The sequence below is a fragment of the Enterococcus mundtii genome (genome assembly GCF_013394305.1).
GTDB lineage: Bacteria > Bacillota > Bacilli > Lactobacillales > Enterococcaceae > Enterococcus_B > Enterococcus_B pernyi.
The window spans coordinates 378722-400137 of the sequence record NZ_AP019810.1 but is presented as its reverse complement, the minus strand read 5'-3'; the positions used below and the strand labels follow the sequence as shown (position 1 = coordinate 400137).

Below are 21416 nucleotides of genomic sequence, written 5' to 3'. Positions count from 1 at the left end.
ACTCTTTTTACTAACGTAAATGACGAAATTTGTGCTTGACGAATTTGTGAAGTACCGTCATAATTGAGAATGATTTTCAATGAGAGGGGGAAGTATATGTCTAGATTAAATGCAGTTGAAATTACTACCGGTTACCCCAACAAAACGATAATTGAAAATTTGTCTGTCGCTATACCAGAAGGGAAAATCACCAGTTTGATTGGCCCGAACGGCAGTGGTAAGTCTACATTATTAAAAAGCTTTACCCGCATACTTCCTGTAAAAAACGGTAAAATATTAGTCAACGATCGTGACTTGACGACCTATCATTCGAAAGAACTAGCTCGGAAACTTGCCTTACTAGCCCAAACGAGTGAATACCCATTAGGAATGACAGTCGAAGAAGTCGTTTCCTACGGTAGATATCCTTATCAAAAACTATTCAGTGGCATGGATGATCAAGATCTGCAAGCCATTGAGTGGGCATTGACAGCGACGGATCTGATCTCGCTAAAAGATCGAGACTTAGCGAGTTTATCCGGAGGTCAAGCCCAACGAGTCTGGATTGCGATGGCGTTAGCTCAAGAAGCAGATATCTTGATCCTTGATGAACCGACAACTTTTTTAGATCCGGCGCATCAACTGGAAATCTTAGATCTGCTGAAAGAAATCAACCGAATGAAAAAAACAACGATTTTGATGTCGATCCATGACATCAATCATGCCTCCCGTTTTTCCGATTATTTAGTCGCAATGAAAGAAGGGCGATTAATTGTCAACGGGACTCCAGAACAAGTCATCACGAAAGAATGGATGAGAGAGATTTTTGAGATCGAAGCACAAATCGTTCAATTACCTGAAACAAATAAACCTGTCTTTTTAACATATGATCTCATCAAGAAACCGGAGGGAAAATGATGAGGAAAGGGAAAAAAATAAATATCCTATGGCTGCTTCTGTTATTGGCAATCCTTGTCTTCTTTTTTGCTTTGTATAATGGTGCTTCTGAAGTTAAAGGAAATGAAGTCTGGCAGGCGTTGTTCCATTTCGATCCAACTGATCAAGCCCAGCAGATCATACGTAATATCCGTCTGCCTCGGGTCATCGGAGCATTTATTGTGGGTAGCTGTTTCGCCCTCAGTGGCGCTTTGATGCAAGGGGTAACGCGAAACAACTTGGCAGATTCAGGATTGTTAGGGATCAATGCTGGTGCCTCGTTAGCCATGGCATTTAGCTTTGCTTTTTTACCTAAAGCTTCGCCGTTTTCAATTTTTCTGCTTTCATTACTTGGTTCGTTGATCGTGACGATGATCGTTCTAGGTTTTTTCAGTTTTTCAAAAATAGGACTCAGTACTATGCAGATGATTTTAGCCGGTGTGGCAATCAGTTCTTTTTTTACCGCAATCAGCCAAGCACTGACCCAGTTATTTAATCTACAACAAGATTTGACTTTTTGGTTTGTTGGCGGTGCGGCGAATATTACTTGGCAACAGTTACTCGTTCTTTCACCTATCTATCTAGTGGCGGTTATTGGCTCTTTTCTATTAGGGAAGTCGATCTCCCTGATCCATTTGAGTGAATCACATGCGATCGCCTTAGGAGGACATCCACAGCGCACACGGGTACTGGTTTTCATCTTTGTTTCGATCTTAGCAGCGTTAGCTGTTTCTTTAGTTGGGCCCGTCTCTTTTATTGGTTTGATGGTTCCACCTGTTGTTCGTGGCTTTGTCGGTACGGATTATCGGTATGTCTTGCCAGCTTCATTTATCGCTGGGGGGATCTTAGTTATGTTAGCAGATTTTGTGGCACGCATGGTCAATCCACCATTTGAAACACCTTTTGGCTTAGTCATTTCCTTGATTGGTGTCCCTTTTTTATTGGTACAAGTTAGGAGGGAACGCGTGTGAAAAAAATATATTGGGGGATTGGCCTGTTACTATTTTTATGGCTTGTGACTGCGGGAATCAGTTTAATGATCGGTACACCGTTTCTTTATATTGATCAATTGATCGATGTCGCACTTGGTAGAGGAACACAGGTCCAACAATTGGTTCTGACAGAATTTCGCTTGCCACGCCTATTGATCAGTTTATTCGCAGGTACCTGTCTAGGAATCGCAGGCTATCTTTTGCAAGGAGTAACTAGAAACCCATTAGCTGATTCAAGTATTTTAGGTATCAACTCCGGCGCAGGATTTTTTGTGATGCTATACTTAGGTTTTTTTACTAGCCATGCGTCACCTTTCTTGTTGCTTTTCGTTGCCTTTTTAGGCGGCACGCTTGCTGCATGTCTAGTCTATTTTGTTGCCTATCAGCGTTCTGGACAAGTAGCGATGAATCGCTTGCTCCTTTCAGGTATCGCTGTGAATGCGGGCTTTTCTGCGGCAATGCTTTTAAGTACGATAAAAATCTCAAAAGAAAATTATGGCTTTGTGAACGCTTGGTTAGCAGGTTCAATCTGGGGGGCTAGTTGGCCTTATGTCACTGCCTTTTTGCCATGGGTACTTATTCTGATCCCTTTAGCGTTTTTCTATAGTCGCAGGATTGGTCTTTTATCCTTTGGCCCAGAACGTGCGCAAAGCTTAGGGTTGAACGTGTCACGAAGTCAGTCAGTTTTATTACTGCTTGCAGTTGGTTTAGCCTGTGGCAGTGTTGCTGTGGCAGGCAGCTTGTCCTTTGTGGGTTTACTCGCACCGCATGCTGCCAAAATCATTGTACGTAAAGAAAATCAGTGGACACTCCTATTCAGTGGTTTGTTCGGAGGATTATTTGTCAATATTGCTGATATTCTTGCGCGCATCATTTTACCAGATGGAGAAGTTCCTACAGGGATCTTGATTGCCGTCTTGGGCGCACCGTATTTTCTTTATTTATTATTTTATATTCAAAAGAAACAACTATCTGTCTAGGATAAGACCAGAATGTTGGGATTGGTTAAAATAGGGAAACACTGAAGGCGATTTTGCCTTTAGTGTTTTTTTGTAGATTGAGAAATACATTCAACAATTAGATAGGAAATAAAGTAACGATGCCTATCTAATGGGATTTTAACCCACTAGTTGATTATATATTGTTATAATATAATATGTAAGCGTTCTATTCGATATATATAAACTGAGGAGGAGATCAATGGTCACATTCAGCAGTAATTCTCAACAAGCCCAACAGTCCACTTCAAGAATCACCAGTGCAACCACCCCTTTAAACCAAGCATCATCGCTTCAAAATGACACACGCACCACGCTAATTGGCAATCAAGACATTCAAAGTAGCATAACGTCCGCCAAAAACTCAGCCAATCAAATTGCCTCAGCTATCTCAGGCGCTGCTAATCAATTGCAAACTGCTGCTCAAGGATTTTCTACACTAGACACTCAGTTAAGTCGAGATCTTTTTAAGGAGAGACGCTAATGAATCAATGGACAAATCTTGATACCGAGGAAACGTTGCTGCAAGCAAAAAGAGAAGAACAGGAAAAGAAAATGAAACAACTTGATGCCTGCCGTTCAGATTACCAGAATCACTTTAAAGAAATCGGAAACTTCTTATTTCGATTACAGATGTCCTACCAGAAATCGAATACCTTTACGTCCATCGAAACATTCACCTCGGAGTTTTCACATCAAAGGAGGCGATTGATGAATGGCTTTGATGAATGCCAACATCACGAAATGATCCAACAACAAAGAATCACGAATAAACTCGAAGAAATTGCTTTTGAGAAAAGAAAAATCATGTCGGAGGAACAAAACCTATGAGTATCGACATGTACCTAAACGACTCCTTAACACAAGCTACGAGCGCCAGTAATTTCTGTCAAAAACAAGTCACTGATTACCAAAATCTCCAACAAGCCATCACTCAATTCACTTTACAAACGCCCAATCTCCAAGGGAAAACCTACGACGCTGCGAAAGCCTATTTTTCCCAAATACTTTACCCACTCGTCCAAGGAGGAATCTTACTCTCCGAAGCGGTCGAAAAAGCAGCGAAACGATTTCCACAACAGTACATAGAACAAGTCGACTCCATTAGCTTGAAACAATCCGAATTAGAAGCGCAAATTCGTCAAATGAATCAATATATCACCCAAGCCGAGGGAATACGGCAACTGCTTCTTTCACCTCATATGCCAGAAGAACACCAAGGCTTTCAACTCAATCAAAATACGTTATTACTCACGATGTATCATGACTTGAAACACAAGCTGGAAGAGAAACTTCAAAGACTCCTAGATTACAATCAAAGCTCCGCCCAATTTTTTACAGAAATCAAAAGTCTCGAACAAGCAGTCAATCAAGGCCTTGCTCAAACGAAAACTGCTTGGAATAGCCAAACGAAGACATTCTCTATCCCGAAAGATTTGTCGTGGACAACCACGATCCAAGACAAATGGCAACAAGCAGAAAACGAGAAAAAAGGCATCGATCCAACTAAAAACAAAGAACTAGAAAAGTACAACGTCTATGCTCTCATTATTCACGATAGCGATGGGAATCCACGTGTCTTTTGGAAAATCGAAGACAAGCAATCAGGCTACGGTATCGTGAACCCCGAGCTCTATCAATATGTCACGAAAGTAGGGCAATATTTAGAACCTGAACTGATCCAATTCATGACGTACGATACTTACCAAGAAAAAGTCAATGTGGCTTGGCGCCAAGGTGTTAATTATGAAACTGGTGAAAAACTAGACCCACTCTTAGGCAGTCTCGTCTCTACCTCACAATACGTCAAAGACGGCTACACATGGATCAATGAATCTGAACTCGGTCAAGCCCTGATGATCTTAGGCTTTACGTATGCGTCTTACAAAGTCTTGACGACCACTGGTGTGAAACAGGTGGAAAATGCTAAGATTGAGGAGGTGGGTGGTGGAAATATACCAAAGCTATCCACGCTAACTGAAGCAGAGAAACTTAAAATTGCAAATCAATATAAGAAAACAGCACCTATAGATATTCCTGATAACGTAAAAATTAATGCCAAGACAATGAATGCTGGTTATGAACAGATTACTTATAAGTGGAATGATGGTGAATTTAAGTATGAAGTGAGGTGGCATACAAGAACTCCAGGAGCACCTGTTGAACAGGGCAATACATGGGTCATCCAAAGAATACTACCTGGAAATGGAGGGAACAAGCCCCAAAATTTTTTCAAAATTGGTGATAATGAATGGGTAGAAGCGTATAAATGGTATGATGCTATAAATGCAAGAAAAAAAGGAAATGCTACTACAGAACAAATTATAATTTTGGAAAAAGGTCATTGGAAGGAGTGAATGGTATGATTGACAATAAGTTTTATGAAGGTTTCGAAGGAGAAGCAGAGCTTTCTTTTATAGCTGATGGCAATAAACTTATAATTTGGAACGGGTATTTTGATACAATTTTAGATAACTTATTAGATTGTAATTTAGAAAAAAAGGGGATTTTGAAAGAATACTTTCATCATGAGGGATGGTATGATGATTCACCGTGGTTAATCAAAGATAAATCCCTTATTATTGAACAATTAAAATGTTTTAATATCAACAAAATAAATCAAACCTCAATGAAAGATAGCTTGGAAGAAGTAGTTCAAGCAATTGTTTTATTTTTAGAACACAATTACTTAAGTAAAATCTATATCAACTACGAATAATAAAAGATAGAAATTATAGATGGTAAAAAGTCTCTATTCATGAATTGTTAAGTTGAAAATTGAAAAACAAATATAAACAAAAAAATCATTCGCATCACTAGTTTTCATCTAGTCTGTGAATGATTTTTCTTCTGTCGTATACATCAAGAAAGAGTAACCTTTATTCATCGATTCCACATAAACTATAATGCTTTTCAGTGTTATCTAACGAATGAATGATTGACGATTGTTAACATCAAATGGGGATAAATCGATGTCCTAACTAAAATTAGACAGAACAAATCCAAAAATCTAAAAAGTTAAATTGCTATTTTCTCCGTTTTCCGCTACCATTTTAACAGAAGGTAGGCAGGTGATTATTTGGGACACGAAAAGCAGAAAAAAGACCAGCTCCGTCAATTTGGCATTAATGAACTTAAAAAAATTGCTGCAAGTGGCTACAAAAAAGAAAAAGAACAAAAAATCTATAAGCAATTGTTTGCAACCGAGTATTGGAAGCAGGCGCAAGTCATCGGTTTAACTCTTTCAAATGAATTTGAAATAGATACACGACCGTTGATCGAACAAGCGAGAGCCTCAGGGAAAATCGTTGTGATCCCCAAAACATTGCCAAAACGTCAAATGGCATTTTATGAGTTCTCTGAGAACACAGTTTTAGAACGTTCAAGTTTTGGTGTGTTAGAACCTGTTTCAACGCATTTTTATGAGGCAACGATGATCGATTTATTGATCGTCCCAGGAATCATCTTTCATCCAGATGGGTACAGAATCGGCTTTGGTGGAGGGTATTATGATCGCTATCTGAAAGAGTATCCGCATCAAACGTGCAGCTTGACTTTCAAAGAGATGATTCATAATGATTGGGAACCAGAAGACTTTGATAAGAAAATCCAACATTTATTGAACGACTAAAAAAATAAGGGGGTATATATGAAAGTAAATCGGCAGCAACAATTCAAATTAAAATCTTGGCTCGATGGGCCATTTTTAACACAGATATTTTTAGTGATCCAAACAATCATCTTTTTCGCAATGGAGGTATTACCTGGTAATAGCGTGGCTTTTGGACTAGGCATGTCTGGCCAGCATATTGCCTACCTACATGAATGGTGGCGTTTGATCACACCAATATTTATCCATTTTGGGATGATGCATTTTGTACTGAACTCTGTCGTTTTGTATTTTATGGGTTCACAAATCGAAACGGTATACGGTCATTGGCGCTTTTTCTTGATTTATTTACTTAGTGGTATCATGGGAAATGTGACCAGTTTTGCCTTCAATGAAATGAACGTATTATCTGGTGGGGCAAGTACATCACTTTTTGGTTTATTTGGTGCGTTATTTGTTCTAGGTATTCATTACAAAAATGATTATCTGGTGAAACAGCTTGTACGCCGTTACATGATATTCATTGTTTTTTCTTTTATATTCGGTATATCAGATACCTCAGTAGATATCTGGGGACATGTTGGTGGCTTGATCGGAGGTTTCCTGATAGGGAATCTATTAGGATTACCAAATCGATCCAATGATTACTCAATCCATCATCGTATTATATCGTCGATCGTTTTTCTCTTTCTTTTTATAATATGTGTTTTAGTGGGTTTAAAAAATTATGGAATACTTGTATAATGTGAAGGAAGTGCTTTAAATGGAAAGCTTATACGACGTACAACAGCTATTCAAGAGATTTGGTATCTTTATTTATGTGGGAGCACGGATTTATGATATTGAATTGATGACGATCGAATTACGTAAGCTTTATGATAATCATTTGATCGATCACGAAACATATATGACTGCGTGGCACATCTTAAAAAGAGAACACCGAATCGAAGAGAGCAGAAAGAAAGGAATTTGATCATGGACAAAAAAATTATTGGGATTGATTTAGGTGGAACAACAGCAAAATTTGCGATCTTGACACCTGACGGAGAAATTCAACAGAAATGGAGTATCGATACCAATATTTTGGATGATGGCAAACACATTATTCCTGAAATCATTGAATCTATCAATCATCGTCTGAACTTATACGGTATGAAAGCGGAAGATTTCATCGGTATCGGTATGGGGACACCAGGAACAGTCGACAGCGAAGCGGGTACAGTGATTGGTGCTTACAATTTAAATTGGCGCGAGCTTCAATTTGTCAAAAAAATGATTGAAGAAGGAACGGGCATCAAATTTGCCATCGATAATGACGCCAATGTCGCAGCATTAGGCGAACGTTGGAAAGGTGCAGGCGAAAATGATCCTGATGTCGTATTCATCACTCTAGGTACAGGTGTTGGTGGCGGTATTGTGGCGGATGGTCATTTACTTCATGGGGTGACTGGAGCCGCTGGAGAAGTAGGACACATTACGATCGATCCAAATGGATTCGAATGTACTTGTGGCAAACGTGGCTGTTTAGAAACTGTCTCAAGTGCGACAGGTGTCGTTCGAGTGGCCCGTCATTTGGCAGAAGAATATGCCGGTGATTCACGCTTGAAAGCGATGCTTGATAATGGTGAAGAAGTAACAAGTAAAGATGTTTTTGAATTAGCAGAAGCAGAAGATCCATTTGGTTTGATGGTGGTCGATCGTGTCTGTCTATATCTAGGACTAGCTTGCGGGAATTTAGGAAACACGTTGAATCCATCAAGTATTGTCATCGGTGGAGGCGTATCAGCTGCGGGAGAATTTTTACGCAGTCGTGTGGAGAAATACTTCAAAGAATTTACCTTCCCACAAGTGAGAGAATCAACAAAAATTAAATTAGCTGAATTAGGAAATGAAGCAGGCGTTATCGGTGCTGCCTCATTAGCCTTGAAATATGCTGAATAAAGTGGAGGCACGACATGGTTTTATGGATTATTAACATCATTTTATTACTGATCATCTTAGCTATCGTATTTTGGGAAGTTTACTTACGAGTAATGGCTAAACGTTCTGCAACAATGCTTGAAGAAGAAGAATTTCGTGAAGGAATGCGTCGTGCACAAGTCATCGATGTTCGTGAAAAAGATGTCTTTGATGCGGGTCATATTTTAGGCGCTAGAAATATTCCATATACAGTACTAAAAAATTCACTTGGTTCGATTCGTAAAGACCAACCGGTTTATATTTATGATCAAAAGAAAAGTTTGAGTATTCGTACAGCTAACCAACTGCATAAAGCAGGTTACCAAGATATCTATATCTTAAAAGGCGGCTATGATGGTTGGTCAGGTAAAATCAAAAGTAAAAAAATCTAACGAGGAGTCTTGTACTTCTTATGTTACCTTAGTAGCAACAAGAATAAGAGCGGTTATTCGCTCCTTTTTCTTGTTGTTTTTTCTTATTGCAGAAAAATTATGCTATGATGGAATGAGAGGATATGATAAAGGTAGTCATCACAAAATGTTTTCCTAAATTCGGTTTTTTAATTTACGGATGTTATTTGGAAATCAGTTGGTCACAAAATAAAAAACATGAAGAACTGTTGCTCCTCAGTGAGTTAGCCAAGTAAATCATTGTAGCGCGTATTGAGTGAAATCAAGAGAAAAGATGCGTGACAATCAAGCAAATACATATAGGTAGGTGGATAGATGAGAATTGGGATCATCGGGGCAGGACCTCGTGGACTTAGCATGTTAGAGCGTTTACTCTATAATCAACAACAAGAAAATATTGAGATCCTCCTTTTTGATCCAAGTGGAATCGGTGGCAAGGTTTGGCGAGTCGATCAGCCAAAAGAAGTACTGATGAATTCATTGGCGTCACAAGTGACGATGTTTACGGATGAGACATTAAGTAGTGGAGGCGTGGTCGCTAACGGAGTGAATCTTTATCAATGGGCGAAAGAATTTGCCCCTTCTTATCTTAGTCAGACAACTATCAAAGAAAAAGAAGCGTTTTTGTGTGAAGCAGCTAATTTATTAGAAAATCAACCAACAAGTCGTCGCTTCTTTGGCGTCTATCTCCAATGGTTTTACGCGCGCCTACAAGAACGATTTTCTGATCGTTTCGATTATATACAAGAATTAGTTATCGAAGCCACCAAGAAAGAGAAACAATTCATTCTGCGAACTAAAGAAGAAGCCTATGTGGTGGATCAACTGATCCTAGCAACGGGTCATTGGGAACATGAACAAACGTCAGAAGAAAGCCAATTAAGTGAGTATGCGGCTGAGCATCACTTATTTTACCAAGGACCAGCTAATCCAGCCGATGTTGATTTATCGATGATTCCTGCCCAAGAACCGGTGTTTATTCGGGGGTTAGGACTCTGTTTTTTTGATTATATTGGTTTGTTGACACAACAACGAGGCGGTCGCTTTGAAGAATTGGAAGGTCGATTGGTTTATCGTCCGTCGGGAGAAGAGCCAGTCGTCTATTGCGGCTCTCGGCGAGGCTTACCTTACTATCCCCACGGACGCAACCAGAAAAAAGTTGGCGAGGTGGCACAACCAGTCATTCTGACGCAAGAACGATTAAATATGTATTATCGTACTAAAAAACTGACTGGGGAGGATTTTTTTACTGACTTAAAAAAAGATCTCGAATTGTTTTATTATAAAAAAGTGATCGAGGAACATGGGTTGTCGATTGCTCTCAGCGAATTTCAAGAAGTCTTTCTTGGGGCTACAGAAAAGGAATGGCTGCGAAAATATCCTGAATTATCAAGCCACTTGTGGTCATGGGACTTACTGGATCACTTGCTCGACCACACGTTGCCGTATCAACAAATGAGTCGGAGGTATATCGAAGATCAAATCAATGAAGCGTTAAAAGGCAATGTGAGTGGTCCATTGATTGCGACGTTGGATGCATTGAAAGATTGGCGAAATATCGTGCATCAAGTGATGCTATGGGAAGTTTTTTCTGCAAAAGAATATAAAGAAATATTGTGGCAATGGTTCAATACGTTTGATGCGTTTTTTACTATTGGTCCGCCTTTACGAAGAACGCAGGAATTAGCAGCATTGATCGATGCAGGAATTTTCCATTTGGTGGAACCTCCTTTTACTGTTGTAGGAAAGGACAAGAGATTTCACCTGGAACCAGAAGGGTTTACAAGTAGCTATCTAATTGAGGCACGATTACCAAAAAATGACTTACGAACAACAAGAAATCCAGCCTTGATCAGTCTACGTGATGCCCAGATCCTTCAGCCATTCCAGTTGGATGATCCAAGTGGCGATTTCGTTTCTGGTGCGGTAGCAATCGAACGAGAAAATTCACGTGTGATCGATGCCCATGGAGAAGTACAAAACAATTTGTATTGTATCGGCATCCCAACTGAAGGGGTAGAATGGTTAACAGCCTCCGTTCCGAGACCCCATGTCGATTTTTGGAATCTTAGACAAATTGATCGTATCGCACAACTGATTTTAGCAGAAAAATCATAAAAAGAACGTTCCTTTAGGAGAGAGGGACATTAGTTCTCTCCCACCAACTAAAACCGAATAAACGGCGGGAACAGAAGTAACCTCTTGGGAAATAAGGCGCCATCCACAAAAATTTGAAGAACAATTTTCGTGGATGGCGCCTTATTTCTCGAGGCTAAACACTTCTGTCCTGACACTTGTAAGAACGTTCTTTTTGGATAGCATGAGGGAGATAGTGGAAACACAACTGTGCTATTTGTCAGCTTCCATTTCTATCGTAACTTAAAAATGCGAGTTTTAGAAAAAACTCGGTAGAAACAAAAAAACCCAAAAAATTGAAGAACAACTTTGGGTTTTTTGTTTTTGAAGCTGAATGCTTCAATCACTAGCTCTTATCGTGATACACGTTTTCTCATTGCTTTTTTACGATTTTCTTCAATCATTGCTTCTTTTTCGTCGATTGGGTCGATGACTGTTTTCTTCACAGAAGTTACTAAACCAGCCACAGCTGCTACAGTAGCCAAGCTACCTACTAAGATACCTGATACAAATTTTTTCATAATGATTCACCTCATTTATCTATTTGACACTTCTATTATGAAGCAAAACAAGGAAAAACGCTAGTCTTTCGTTTTTTTATTTGAAACCCTTTACAAGAAAATGTTGAAAAAATTTACTAAATGTTTTATTATAAATTTACTAAATAAAATGAAAGAAGGTTTTGTCAAAAAAAAGTCCCTGTTTTCTGGTCATCACTTTTGTTAAAATAAATAACGAATATAATTATATGGATAAAGGAGTCTTAACATGACAATTTTAGTATTAGGCGGAGCAGGCTATATTGGTTCCCATGCCGTCGATCAATTAATTGAAAAGGGCTATGATGTAGCAGTCGTGGATAATCTTTTGACAGGACATCGTCAAGCAGTTCATACTGATGCACGTTTTTATGAAGGCGATATTCGTGACAAAGAATTTTTACGCGGAGTTTTCCAAAAAGAAACGATTGAAGGCGTCTTGCACTTTGCAGCGAGCTCGTTAGTCGGTGAATCAGTTGAAAAACCCTTAGTCTACTTCAATAATAATGTTTATGGCATGCAAGTATTATTAGAAGTAATGCACGAGTTTGATGTGAAAAGGATTGTCTTTTCTTCAACAGCTGCGACTTACGGTGAGCCAAAAGAATCGCCAATTACAGAGGGGTCACCAACGAATCCGAAAAATCCTTATGGCGAAAGTAAGTTGATGATGGAAAAAATGATGAAATGGTGTGACGAAGCATATGGCATGCGTTATGTGGCTTTACGCTATTTTAATGTAGCAGGAGCTAAGAATGATGCGTCGATCGGCGAAGATCATACGCCCGAAACTCATTTAGTGCCGATCATTTTACAAGTAGCTTTAGGCCAACGAGAGTCATTAGCAATCTATGGGGATAATTATGATACGCCAGACGGAACATGTATCAGAGATTACGTACAAGTAGAAGATCTGATTGCTGCGCATATTTTAGCTTTAGAATATTTAAAAGCTGGAAATGAAAGCAACTTCTTCAACTTGGGAAGTAACAAAGGTTATTCAGTCACAGAGATGCTAGAAGCAGCACGAGAAGTCACAGGCCGTGATATTCCTGCGAAAATCGCACCACGAAGAGCAGGTGATCCAAGTCGTTTAGTAGCGTCAAGTGAAAAAGCGAGAGCAATCCTTGGCTGGGCACCTGAATATACAGATGTGAAAGAAATCATCAAAACTGCTTGGGCATGGCATGAAAGCCATCCTAACGGGTATGAAAAGTAGGTGGAAGAAAATGACGATTAGTCAAACAATTGCAGATTTTGTCACACTAGCAATCGCGTCTGGTGGTTGGATGGAAATGGACCGTATCTACTTACAAAATCGTATTTTAGGTCTTATTGGCGAAGAAGCCGGCGACTCTTTTGAAGTACGTCCAGTGCAAGAAGAATCGGTCGATCTATTGGATCGTTTAGTTGAACAAGCAAAAGAAAATGGCTTGGTGACGGATGTCACAGCTGACCGAGAAATATTTGAGGCACAATTGATGGATTTCTTGACGCCACCACCTTCTGTTGTCAATGCTTTTTTTGCTCAACATTATTCAAAAAGTCCAGAAGAAGCAACGGATTATTTTTATCAGTTGAGCCGCAACAATGACTATATCAAAACACGAGCCATCGCAAAAAATATCGTGTATACTTATCCGTCTGAATATGGGGAGTTGGAAATCACGATCAATCTATCTAAACCTGAAAAAGAGCCAAAACAAATTGCTGCAGAAAGAAAAGCGGTACAAGTCAATTACCCATCGTGTATGTTATGTATGGAAAATGAAGGGTACAAAGGAAGGTTGAATTACCCAGCACGAACCAATCATCGAATCATCCGAATGAACTTAGGCGGAGAAAGTTGGGGATTTCAGTATTCGCCTTATGCCTACTACAATGAACACTCGATCATTTTATCAGAAGAACATCGACCAATGCGCATCACTAAAGAAACGTTTGCTCGGTTGTTGAAGATCACTGAAGTCTTACCACACTATTTCGTAGGTTCAAATGCTGATTTGCCGATCGTTGGTGGATCGATCCTTTCACATGACCATTATCAAGCTGGACGTCACGAATTTCCGATGGCAAAAGCGCCGATGGAGAAATTGATCAAGCTAAGCGAGTATCCGCAGGTGATTGCAGGGATCGTCAAATGGCCGATGTCGGTGATCCGGTTACAGTCGCCCGATAAAGATTTATTAGTAGAAGCAGCAGATGCGGTCTTAAACAAATGGCAGAACTATTCAGATGAATCAGTATCAGTCATCGCCTATTCAGCAGATGGTACGCCACACCACACGATCACGCCGATTGCTCGTCGCAGAGAGGATTACTTTGAAATCGACTTAGTATTGCGCGACAACAATGTGTCCGAAGAATATCCTGAAGGGATTTTCCATCCTCATCGTGATATCCAACATATCAAAAAAGAAAACATTGGCTTGATCGAAGTTATGGGGTTGGCTGTGTTGCCGCCACGCTTAAAACCAGAATTGGAAGAAGTGAAGCAATATCTACTGGGTGAAGAAAATCAAGTCGCGGACTACCATCGTGAATGGGCAGAACAGCTAAAACAAGCAAATCCTGATTTGACTGAAGAGACTGCGACAGTTGTTATCCAAAATGCTGTTGGGCAAGTCTTCGCCAGAGTTTTAGAAGATGCCGGTGTCTTCAAACGGGACGAACAAGGAAGAGCTGCGTTCTTGCGCTTTACTGAAACATTATAAGCATCGGTCACTTACAGGAGGGGAAACGAATGGCCACAATCAAAGATATTGCTCAGTTGGCGGGAGTTTCTCCTGCCACTGTCTCAAGAGTGCTGAATTATGATGAGAAATTGTCAGTAGGAATGGAAACGAAACAAAAAATTTTTGAAGTAGCTGAACACTTGAATTATAAAAAACATCATAAGAATCTAGCCTCTGAAAAACAAACGATCAAATTGATCCAATGGTATGATACACAAGAAGAATTAGAAGATCTTTATTATCTTTCTATACGCTTAGGAATCGAAAAAAAAGCGGAAGAAGCGAATATTCGCCTTATCAAGGAAACATGGGATGCCATCAGTGAGCAATCTGCAGATGGAACGATTGCTTTAGGAAAGTTTGACGAAGAGCAATTGAAAGAATTGAAACGTACGCAAGAGAACCTTTTACTTGTCGATTCAGATGGCACAAGATTTGGCATCGATTCATTAGTCGTTGATTTTGAGTCGAGTCTTCGCTTAGTGATGGATCATTTCTTACAAGAAGAAGTCAAACAACTCGTGATGTTAGCCGGAAAAGAGTACACGAAGCAACACCGAACACCGGTGACTGATCCTAGAACGGCAATTTTTCAAAAACTGATCAGTGAAGAAAAGAACCTCACAGGAAAGATCATTGAAGCGGATTTTTCAGTGGAGGCAGGATATCAAGCTGTTCATGATTTTTTATTGCAAGAAAAGGAATTACCGGATGCGTTGTTTGCTGCGAATGATGCATTAGCAATTGGTGCATTGAAGGCAATCAAAGAAGCAGGATTGACTATTCCGCAAGATATCTCAGTGATTGGCTTCAATGATATCAGCGTGGCAAAGTATGTCTCACCACCCCTCTCTACAGTCAAAGTGTACACCGAATGGATGGGGGAGTTGGCAGTTGAGACATTGACCCAGTTAATCCATAGTACTGCACCGGTTGCAAGAAAAATCACGATCGCGACAGAACTAATTTTACGAGAATCAACAAAACAATCTACGATCAAATAGACGATTATCAACCTAAGTATAGGGGTGGAAATTTCGACAGCGGCGAGAGCCAAACTTGATTTTTCCTCCCCTTTTTTACCTCGAAGTATGCTACAATGATAAACGACATTAGAGTAGTAGAAGGGAACGGTCAAATGATTACATTAGGGATCGATACAGCAAATCAAACCTTAGCTGTTGGCGTATTGGAAGACGAAACAGTGTTAGGTCAAATCCAAATCAATAGAAAGAAAAATCATAGTCTGACGTTGATGCCAGCGTTGGATCAATTGATCTCAGATTGCCAACTCACACCAGAACAAATCGATCGAATTGCTGTGTCAAGTGGTCCAGGCTCTTATACAGGATTGAGAATCGGTGTCACAACTGCCAAGACATTAGCATATACTTTAAATAAAGAATTGGTTGGTGTTTCCAGTCTTGCTGTACTTGCAGCAAATTGCGTAGGAATCGAAGGAATCATTGTACCGATGTTTGATGCGAGAAGAAAAAATGTTTATGCTGGTGCCTATCGCTGGCATCATGGAACATTAGAAAACGTTCTAGAGGACAGACATATTGCTTTCGTAGAATTAACCGAAAAATTAAAACAAATGGATGGATCGATCACTTTTGTCGGTAGCGATTGCCACAAATTCAACTCAGAAATCGCTGAATCAATACCTGATGCTAAGCGTAACTCCTTGCCACTTTGGGATATTCCTAGTGGAGTTGTCGTCGCGCAATTAGGGGCTTCAAGTAATCCGGTCAACGATATCCAAGCCTTTTTACCACGTTACTTAAAACGAGTGGAAGCAGAAGAAAAATGGTTGGAGACACATACGCCAGGAGAAGAAAGCTATGTTGAAAAAATTTAAAGCCTATCTACGGACCATGCTTCAAGAAAAAGCAGATTATCCAGAGAAAACGGTCACTGTAGGCGAAAAGCAATTTCAAATACGGGAACTGACAGTTGATGATGTCAAGGCGTTGTTAAGTATCGAACGGGAAGTTTATTTGGGGGAATTACCTTGGACAAAAAGTGCGTTCATCTCAGAGCTGACTTCCCCATTCATGACTTTATATTTAGGGATATTCGATCGAGAAGAATTATTCGGCTTTGTTGGATCCAGAGTATTAGGACTCGATTGCCATCTCACAAACATTGCGGTCAGTCCGAGTTACCAACGGCAGCGTGTCGGTACCTATTTAATCAACGAGATCGAGACATTCGCACGGATGAATCAATGCGAGACCATGTCATTAGAAGTACGGATCAGTAATCAGAATGCCCAACGCTTATACAGAAAACTAGGCTTCCAATCGAGAAAAGTAAAAAAAGGGTATTATACAGAAACGAATGAAGATGCCTTAGATATGGTAAAACTATTAAAAGAAGAGTGAAATAAAGTGATTGAAGAAAAAACAGCTTTCAATGATACAAAATTAGCCCAAGCGCTTTGGCAAGTCAGTGACGATGCTTTTTTAAATGGGTCACCTTGGACAAAAGATCAATTTTTGTCTGATATCCAACAACCACAAACCAATTATTTAGTCGTTCATCAAGCAGAGGAAATCATTGGCTTTATTGGATATGCCAAAGTACTTGATGAAGTAGAAGTGACGAATCTTGCAGTTCTGACTGCTGAACAACACAAAGGTGTAGCAAGACAATTATTACAAGAGATGCTGCAACGAGAAAAAGCTAACCAAGCGCATAGTGTTTTTTTAGAAGTACGACAGTCAAATATTGCTGCCCAACACCTTTACGAATCAGAAAAATTCCGCCAAGTAGGTAAACGAAAAGCCTACTATCATGATCCGGTCGAGGATGCGGTCATCATGTGTACAAAGCTAAAAACAGAGGTGATGAAACCATGAATGAAAAACAAACAGAATTGATTTTAGCAATTGAGTCAAGCTGTGATGAAACAAGCGTAGCGGTCGTGAAAGATGGGCAAGAAATCTTATCAAATATCGTTGCCTCTCAAATCAACAGCCATAAACGCTTTGGCGGGATCGTACCTGAAGTGGCCAGTCGCCATCATGTAGAGCAAATTACTTTATGTCTTGAAGAAGCGTTGGTGGAAGCAGGCGTGACCGCCGAACAACTTACCGCGGTTGCTGTCACAGAAGGACCAGGCCTTGTGGGGGCATTACTCATCGGTATTTCAGCAGCAAAGGCTTTTGCTTGGGCAAATCATCTGCCATTGATCCCTGTCAATCATATGGCAGGACATATTTACTCCGCCCGCTTCGAAAAAGCGTATGAATTTCCATTGATGGCGTTGTTGGTCAGTGGAGGGCACACGGAGTTAGTTTATATGGAAGAAGATGGCGCTTATGAGATCATCGGTGAAACAAGAGACGATGCCGCTGGAGAAGCCTACGACAAAGTAGGACGTGTTTTAGGATTGAGCTATCCAAGTGGAAAAGAAATCGATGAATTAGCCCATCAAGGGAAAGATGCCTACCACTTTCCTCGGGCAATGCTTCGCGAAGATAACTATGATTTTAGTTTCAGTGGCTTAAAAAGTGCATTTATCAATTTAGTCCACAACGCGGAGCAACGAGGGGAAGAATTAGATCGAGCAGACCTTGCTGCGAGTTTTCAAGCCAGTGTTGTCGAAGTCTTGGTAACAAAAACGATACGTGCTTGCAAAATTTATCCGGTGAAGCAATTAATCCTTGCAGGCGGTGTTGCTGCTAATCAAGGACTAAGAGAAAGTTTGAGAAAAAATTTAGCCACAGAATTACCTGAATTGGAACTGATCGTACCACCATTACGTCTTTGTGGGGACAATGCGGCAATGATCGGAGCCGCTGCATCTGTCGAATGGCGAAAAGGGCATCTTGCTGATTATCGACTGAATGCAGAACCAGGTTTAGTGTTAGGTGAGTCCTTGGAAAATGTCAGGTAAATCACCTGACATTTAACCTAGATATTCGCAAACAAAAAGATTATATGAATATAATCTATGCTGTGGTAAAAATTGCTAGGGAATGGGAATCTTATCCTTTTTTATACACTTAATATCAACATGGCTGATAGGCCCAAAAAAACATAAATTTACTTAGGTTATATAAATTGTGTCAGCTAACTCTATGTGATAGTATAAGAAATGTAGAAAATAAAATGAATAATGTTATTTTCTATAATGTTTTATCTGAAGGCTGAAAGCCTTCACAATAAAATGCAAAGGAGGTCGAATGGATGAAAAAGTTTGTCGGATATTTAGTTGTATTTTTCACTGCATTATTGTTCACTGTTCCTGTAGATGCCGCTGGCGCGATTTCTGCGAATGAGCAACAGATCCTAGACTTGTTAAAAGCACCAGTAAGTATTCAAGGAAAAGAATTCACTGTCCCTGATACTTACATTACACAAGCCGAAAACCATTTGAAACAAAATGATTTAACGGATGCACAAGTAGAAACTGCCGTTACAGGTATTCAAAATGTGCGTAATCTGTTAGGTTCAGTAACAATCGATATGACAGGAATCAACACGCTTGATGATTTGATTCGTGCTTTACCGCGGGATATCATCATGCAAATCCAACAAGAGGTAACGAGAGTTGCTGACGCGTTGGGATTAGTTGTACTAAGTTGGAATGGTAGCGATATCCAAATCGGTGCAAAAAATGCTGATGGAACAACTTCACCAGCTTTTAGCACTAGTTCTCCAATTAAACAAACAGGTGGTAATTATACCGCTAGTGCAATGGCAATTGCTTCATTACTATTAGTCGCAGCAGGTGCGGTTGTAGTAGGAAGAAAGACAAAGATTGCGTAAAAAGCGCAAGCTGCTTAAGAGACTAGGGGCAATGCTTTTTGTCCCTGTCTTTTTTTTGGCAGCTGGTTATTCTCTAATGTACGTCATAGGAAGACCTGTCATTCATTTTGCCACTTCTTCTTTAAATTTGTTTTTACTTTCAGATGTTCCAACATTCGAAACGCAAGAACAAAGCTTTGAAGCTGTAAAAGAAGAAGATGTCGCTAAAGATGAGAACAATGAACTGGCATCTAGCAGTATCGCTTACCCTAGAGGTGGCGAACGCTATGGTGACATCATGGTAGATTCTTTAGATCTGAATGTGCCTTTGTATTTTGGAGATACCGATGAGATATTAAGAAAAGGTGCCGGACAATATATGGGTTCTGTCTACATAGGTGAGACTGGAACGTCACTAGTCGGTGGGCACAATGTTGATGGGTTTGGTAAGCTAAGCGGTATTCAAACAAATGATATCGTGACAGCTAAGACGACCTATGCGAATTACCGCTATCAAGTAAAAGAAATGGTGATTCGTCATAAAGATGATCCGGAAATCAATGAATTGATCAGTCAAAAAGATAAACCAATACTGCTTCTTTATACATGCTATCCTGTTGATAGTTTAGGCATGACGGATGAACGACTTTTTGTTATCTGTGAGTTAGTTGAAGGTCCGTTGATCAATCCTAATAAATAGGAGGAAATCATGAGTACGCAAAAATTCATGCAAAAAGGGTCTCGTTGGCTACTTACTTTTATTTGTTCTTTGAGTTTGTTTGCCGGCATGACGTTAGTTGTATTGAGACTAACGTTGTTCAACCAACAGTTTATGGAAAAAGCTATGGAAGAAGCCAATTATTCAGAAACGATCACCTCTGAGATCAATCAAAGAATCAGCGATCTAGGTCGAGGAAGCAATATTCCTGCAGATGTATTGGCAGACACTGTTCCTCAAGCTTATGTACAATCGAATGTTGAACACTATATTCGCACCATTTATACAGACATTCCTTTTTTGATTGAACGGACAGAGGATGTAGACAAAATCATCCAGAAAAAAGTCGAAGACTATGCGAAAGAAAACAATTATGAAATCAATGCAGAAACGCAACAATCGATTGATAATCTAAAAAAATCTGCCATCGAAACCTATAGTGAATATATTGAGATCCCTTATCTTTTGACCTATGGGAAGCAAGTGATGGGGTATAAAAGAACGCTGACCTTATTGATCTTCTTTACAATGACAGTTTCTGCATTATTAGTGATTGCGATCATTGCAATCGACACACGTTTTTTCCATCGTGCGTTACGCTATTTAAGTTATGCAGTGGGTGGCGCTGGTCTAATGCTTTTAGCGTTACCTCTTTTTGTGTACCTTTCAAAAATGGTCGAGCGTATCGGCATCAATTCAAAGTCGCTCTATCATTTTTTAACTACGTATCTAAGCAACTTTATTGTAACATTTATCCAATGGGGAATCGTGCTCATTATTTGTAGTTTCATCATCTGGATGTTGAGCGAACTATTAAGAAGACGAAAAGTTAAGAAAAGATATTAACGATAGAAAGTGGAGAAAACATGGAAGAAACGATTAGTCTAGGAGAATTATTTGAGATTTTAAGAAAGCGTTGGTTGCTGATTCTTGCGACCACGCTTGCCGGATTTGCATTAGCTGCTGGAGTCACGTTCTTTTTGATTACACCTAAATACAGTTCATCAGCTGAGATGATCGTTCAGTCAAAAGCAGAAAATACGAATACGAATCTACAAGATGTCAACGCTAACGTATTGTTGATCAATACTTACAAAGATATGATTTTAGGCGATGTTGTCATCAATGATGTTCAAAGAGAACTTGAACAAAATTATGGACAAAGTCTTACAAAGGGTGAGTTGAAATCGGTGATCAGTGTCAATCAATCACAAAACTCACAAATGTTCCAAATCGTTGCAACTGTTGATAATCCAGATCATGCGACGGATATCGCCAACGTCACAGCACAAGTTTTCCAATCAAAAGCAACGGACGTATTGAATGTCAATAAAGTGACGATCACTTCTGCAGCACAAAGCAATCCTACACCTGTTTCACCAAATAACATGTTGAACGTAGTTATTGGTGGGTTACTTGGCTTGATGATTGGAGTCGGATTAGCCTTTCTTCTAGAGTTGTTAGATAAAACAGTTAAAGATGAACGTTTTGTCACAGAAGAATTAGGATTGCCGATACTTGGAGATGTCAATGAAATGACGAAGAAAGAACTTGAAAACGGCCGTATGTTTCAACCAGCAGAAGTCGAAACGATTGAAACAACTGAACAAAGAGAAAGCCGTCGTTCACGAAAACGTGTATAAGGA

25 protein-coding genes are annotated in these 21416 nt (G+C 39.7%); 24 read left to right on the top strand and 1 reads right to left on the bottom strand.

Annotated elements, in window-relative coordinates; translation table 11 throughout:
- Nucleotides 1–96 precede the first annotated feature (96 nt).
- The 13 genes from HZ311_RS01890 (at nucleotide 97) to HZ311_RS01830 (ending at nucleotide 11002) form a co-directional block, all read left to right on the top strand.
- The gene (locus tag HZ311_RS01890) at nucleotides 97–897 is read left to right on the top strand and encodes an ABC transporter ATP-binding protein (protein WP_023519886.1); all 801 of its coding nucleotides are present in this window, start codon (nucleotides 97–99) and stop codon (nucleotides 895–897) included.
- The gene (locus HZ311_RS01885) at nucleotides 897–1886 is read left to right on the top strand and encodes a FecCD family ABC transporter permease (protein WP_062805058.1); all 990 of its coding nucleotides are present in this window, start codon (nucleotides 897–899) and stop codon (nucleotides 1884–1886) included. The genes HZ311_RS01890 and HZ311_RS01885 overlap by 1 nt, the downstream gene beginning before the upstream one ends.
- Nucleotides 1883–2887, top strand: a complete 1005-nt coding sequence (locus HZ311_RS01880) for a FecCD family ABC transporter permease (RefSeq protein ID WP_023519883.1) — start codon at nucleotides 1883–1885, stop codon at nucleotides 2885–2887. Before HZ311_RS01885 ends, HZ311_RS01880 begins: the two co-directional genes overlap by 4 nt.
- Before the next feature lie 220 nt (nucleotides 2888–3107).
- Nucleotides 3108–3389: a TIGR04197 family type VII secretion effector gene (locus tag HZ311_RS01875; protein WP_023519882.1), complete on the top strand. Its 282-nt coding sequence runs from the start codon at nucleotides 3108–3110 to the stop codon at nucleotides 3387–3389.
- Complete coding sequence (locus HZ311_RS01870) at nucleotides 3389–3736, top strand: DUF3958 family protein (RefSeq protein WP_178946399.1); 348 nt, start codon at nucleotides 3389–3391, stop codon at nucleotides 3734–3736. Before HZ311_RS01875 ends, HZ311_RS01870 begins: the two co-directional genes overlap by 1 nt.
- Nucleotides 3733–5262: an LXG domain-containing protein gene (locus HZ311_RS01865; RefSeq protein WP_178946446.1), complete on the top strand. Its 1530-nt coding sequence runs from the start codon at nucleotides 3733–3735 to the stop codon at nucleotides 5260–5262. Before HZ311_RS01870 ends, HZ311_RS01865 begins: the two co-directional genes overlap by 4 nt.
- A 5-nt stretch (nucleotides 5263–5267) precedes the next feature.
- Nucleotides 5268–5624, top strand: a complete 357-nt coding sequence (locus HZ311_RS01860; protein WP_010735141.1) for a hypothetical protein — start codon at nucleotides 5268–5270, stop codon at nucleotides 5622–5624.
- 360 nt (nucleotides 5625–5984) lie between these two features.
- On the top strand, nucleotides 5985–6536 hold the full coding sequence (locus HZ311_RS01855; protein WP_023519879.1) for a 5-formyltetrahydrofolate cyclo-ligase: 552 nt from the start codon (nucleotides 5985–5987) through the stop codon (nucleotides 6534–6536).
- An 18-nt stretch (nucleotides 6537–6554) separates the two neighbouring features.
- A complete protein-coding gene (locus HZ311_RS01850) occupies nucleotides 6555–7259 on the top strand; it encodes a rhomboid family intramembrane serine protease (protein WP_023519878.1) in 705 nt (234 codons plus the stop codon).
- 19 nt (nucleotides 7260–7278) lie between these two features.
- Nucleotides 7279–7488, top strand: coding sequence for a YqgQ family protein (locus HZ311_RS01845; protein WP_010735144.1), 210 nt, complete (start codon nucleotides 7279–7281; stop codon nucleotides 7486–7488).
- Nucleotides 7489–7490: 2 nt separating this feature from the next.
- Nucleotides 7491–8456 carry an ROK family glucokinase gene (locus tag HZ311_RS01840; protein WP_023519877.1) on the top strand — a complete coding sequence of 322 codons (966 nt, stop codon included), beginning with the start codon at nucleotides 7491–7493 and terminating at the stop codon, nucleotides 8454–8456.
- Nucleotides 8457–8470: 14 nt separating this feature from the next.
- Nucleotides 8471–8866, top strand: a complete 396-nt coding sequence (locus tag HZ311_RS01835; RefSeq protein WP_023519876.1) for a rhodanese-like domain-containing protein — start codon at nucleotides 8471–8473, stop codon at nucleotides 8864–8866.
- Nucleotides 8867–9199: 333 nt separating this feature from the next.
- On the top strand, nucleotides 9200–11002 hold the full coding sequence (locus tag HZ311_RS01830) for an FAD/NAD(P)-binding protein (protein ID WP_137072545.1): 1803 nt from the start codon (nucleotides 9200–9202) through the stop codon (nucleotides 11000–11002).
- A gap of 371 nt (nucleotides 11003–11373) precedes the next feature.
- Here HZ311_RS01830 and HZ311_RS01825 read toward each other — a convergent pair whose 3' ends face one another.
- Entirely contained in the window at nucleotides 11374–11541 is a 168-nt protein-coding gene (locus tag HZ311_RS01825) for a DUF3042 family protein (RefSeq protein WP_010735150.1), read from the bottom strand.
- Between the two features lie 247 nt (nucleotides 11542–11788).
- Here HZ311_RS01825 and galE point away from each other — a divergent pair, with 247 nt between their 5' ends.
- From galE to HZ311_RS01770, 11 genes are all read left to right on the top strand, one after another.
- The gene (galE, locus tag HZ311_RS01820; RefSeq protein ID WP_010735151.1) at nucleotides 11789–12778 is read left to right on the top strand and encodes a UDP-glucose 4-epimerase GalE; all 990 of its coding nucleotides are present in this window, start codon (nucleotides 11789–11791) and stop codon (nucleotides 12776–12778) included.
- A gap of 10 nt (nucleotides 12779–12788) precedes the next feature.
- Nucleotides 12789–14273 (top strand): UDP-glucose--hexose-1-phosphate uridylyltransferase, encoded by a 1485-nt coding sequence (gene galT, locus HZ311_RS01815; RefSeq protein ID WP_023519873.1) that lies wholly within the window; start codon nucleotides 12789–12791, stop codon nucleotides 14271–14273.
- Between the two features lie 29 nt (nucleotides 14274–14302).
- Nucleotides 14303–15298: a LacI family DNA-binding transcriptional regulator gene (locus HZ311_RS01810; protein ID WP_010735153.1), complete on the top strand. Its 996-nt coding sequence runs from the start codon at nucleotides 14303–14305 to the stop codon at nucleotides 15296–15298.
- Nucleotides 15299–15432: 134 nt separating this feature from the next.
- Nucleotides 15433–16155 (top strand): tRNA (adenosine(37)-N6)-threonylcarbamoyltransferase complex dimerization subunit type 1 TsaB, encoded by a 723-nt coding sequence (gene tsaB / locus HZ311_RS01805; protein ID WP_010735154.1) that lies wholly within the window; start codon nucleotides 15433–15435, stop codon nucleotides 16153–16155.
- On the top strand, nucleotides 16139–16681 hold the full coding sequence (gene rimI, locus HZ311_RS01800) for a ribosomal protein S18-alanine N-acetyltransferase (RefSeq protein WP_023519872.1): 543 nt from the start codon (nucleotides 16139–16141) through the stop codon (nucleotides 16679–16681). The genes tsaB and rimI (HZ311_RS01800) overlap by 17 nt, the downstream gene beginning before the upstream one ends.
- Before the next feature lie 6 nt (nucleotides 16682–16687).
- Complete coding sequence (gene rimI, locus HZ311_RS01795; RefSeq protein ID WP_010735156.1) at nucleotides 16688–17158, top strand: ribosomal protein S18-alanine N-acetyltransferase; 471 nt, start codon at nucleotides 16688–16690, stop codon at nucleotides 17156–17158.
- Nucleotides 17155–18198, top strand: a complete 1044-nt coding sequence (tsaD, locus tag HZ311_RS01790; RefSeq protein ID WP_010735157.1) for a tRNA (adenosine(37)-N6)-threonylcarbamoyltransferase complex transferase subunit TsaD — start codon at nucleotides 17155–17157, stop codon at nucleotides 18196–18198. Before rimI (HZ311_RS01795) ends, tsaD begins: the two co-directional genes overlap by 4 nt.
- 293 nt (nucleotides 18199–18491) lie before the next feature.
- Nucleotides 18492–19073, top strand: a complete 582-nt coding sequence (locus HZ311_RS01785; protein ID WP_010735158.1) for a hypothetical protein — start codon at nucleotides 18492–18494, stop codon at nucleotides 19071–19073.
- Nucleotides 19074–19104: 31 nt separating this feature from the next.
- Nucleotides 19105–19752, top strand: coding sequence for a class D sortase (locus HZ311_RS01780; protein WP_023519871.1), 648 nt, complete (start codon nucleotides 19105–19107; stop codon nucleotides 19750–19752).
- 9 nt (nucleotides 19753–19761) lie between these two features.
- Nucleotides 19762–20616 carry a hypothetical protein gene (locus HZ311_RS01775; protein ID WP_010735160.1) on the top strand — a complete coding sequence of 285 codons (855 nt, stop codon included), beginning with the start codon at nucleotides 19762–19764 and terminating at the stop codon, nucleotides 20614–20616.
- A 20-nt stretch (nucleotides 20617–20636) separates the two neighbouring features.
- Entirely contained in the window at nucleotides 20637–21413 is a 777-nt protein-coding gene (locus HZ311_RS01770; RefSeq protein ID WP_010735161.1) for a YveK family protein, read from the top strand.
- Nucleotides 21414–21416: the final 3 nt, after the last annotated feature.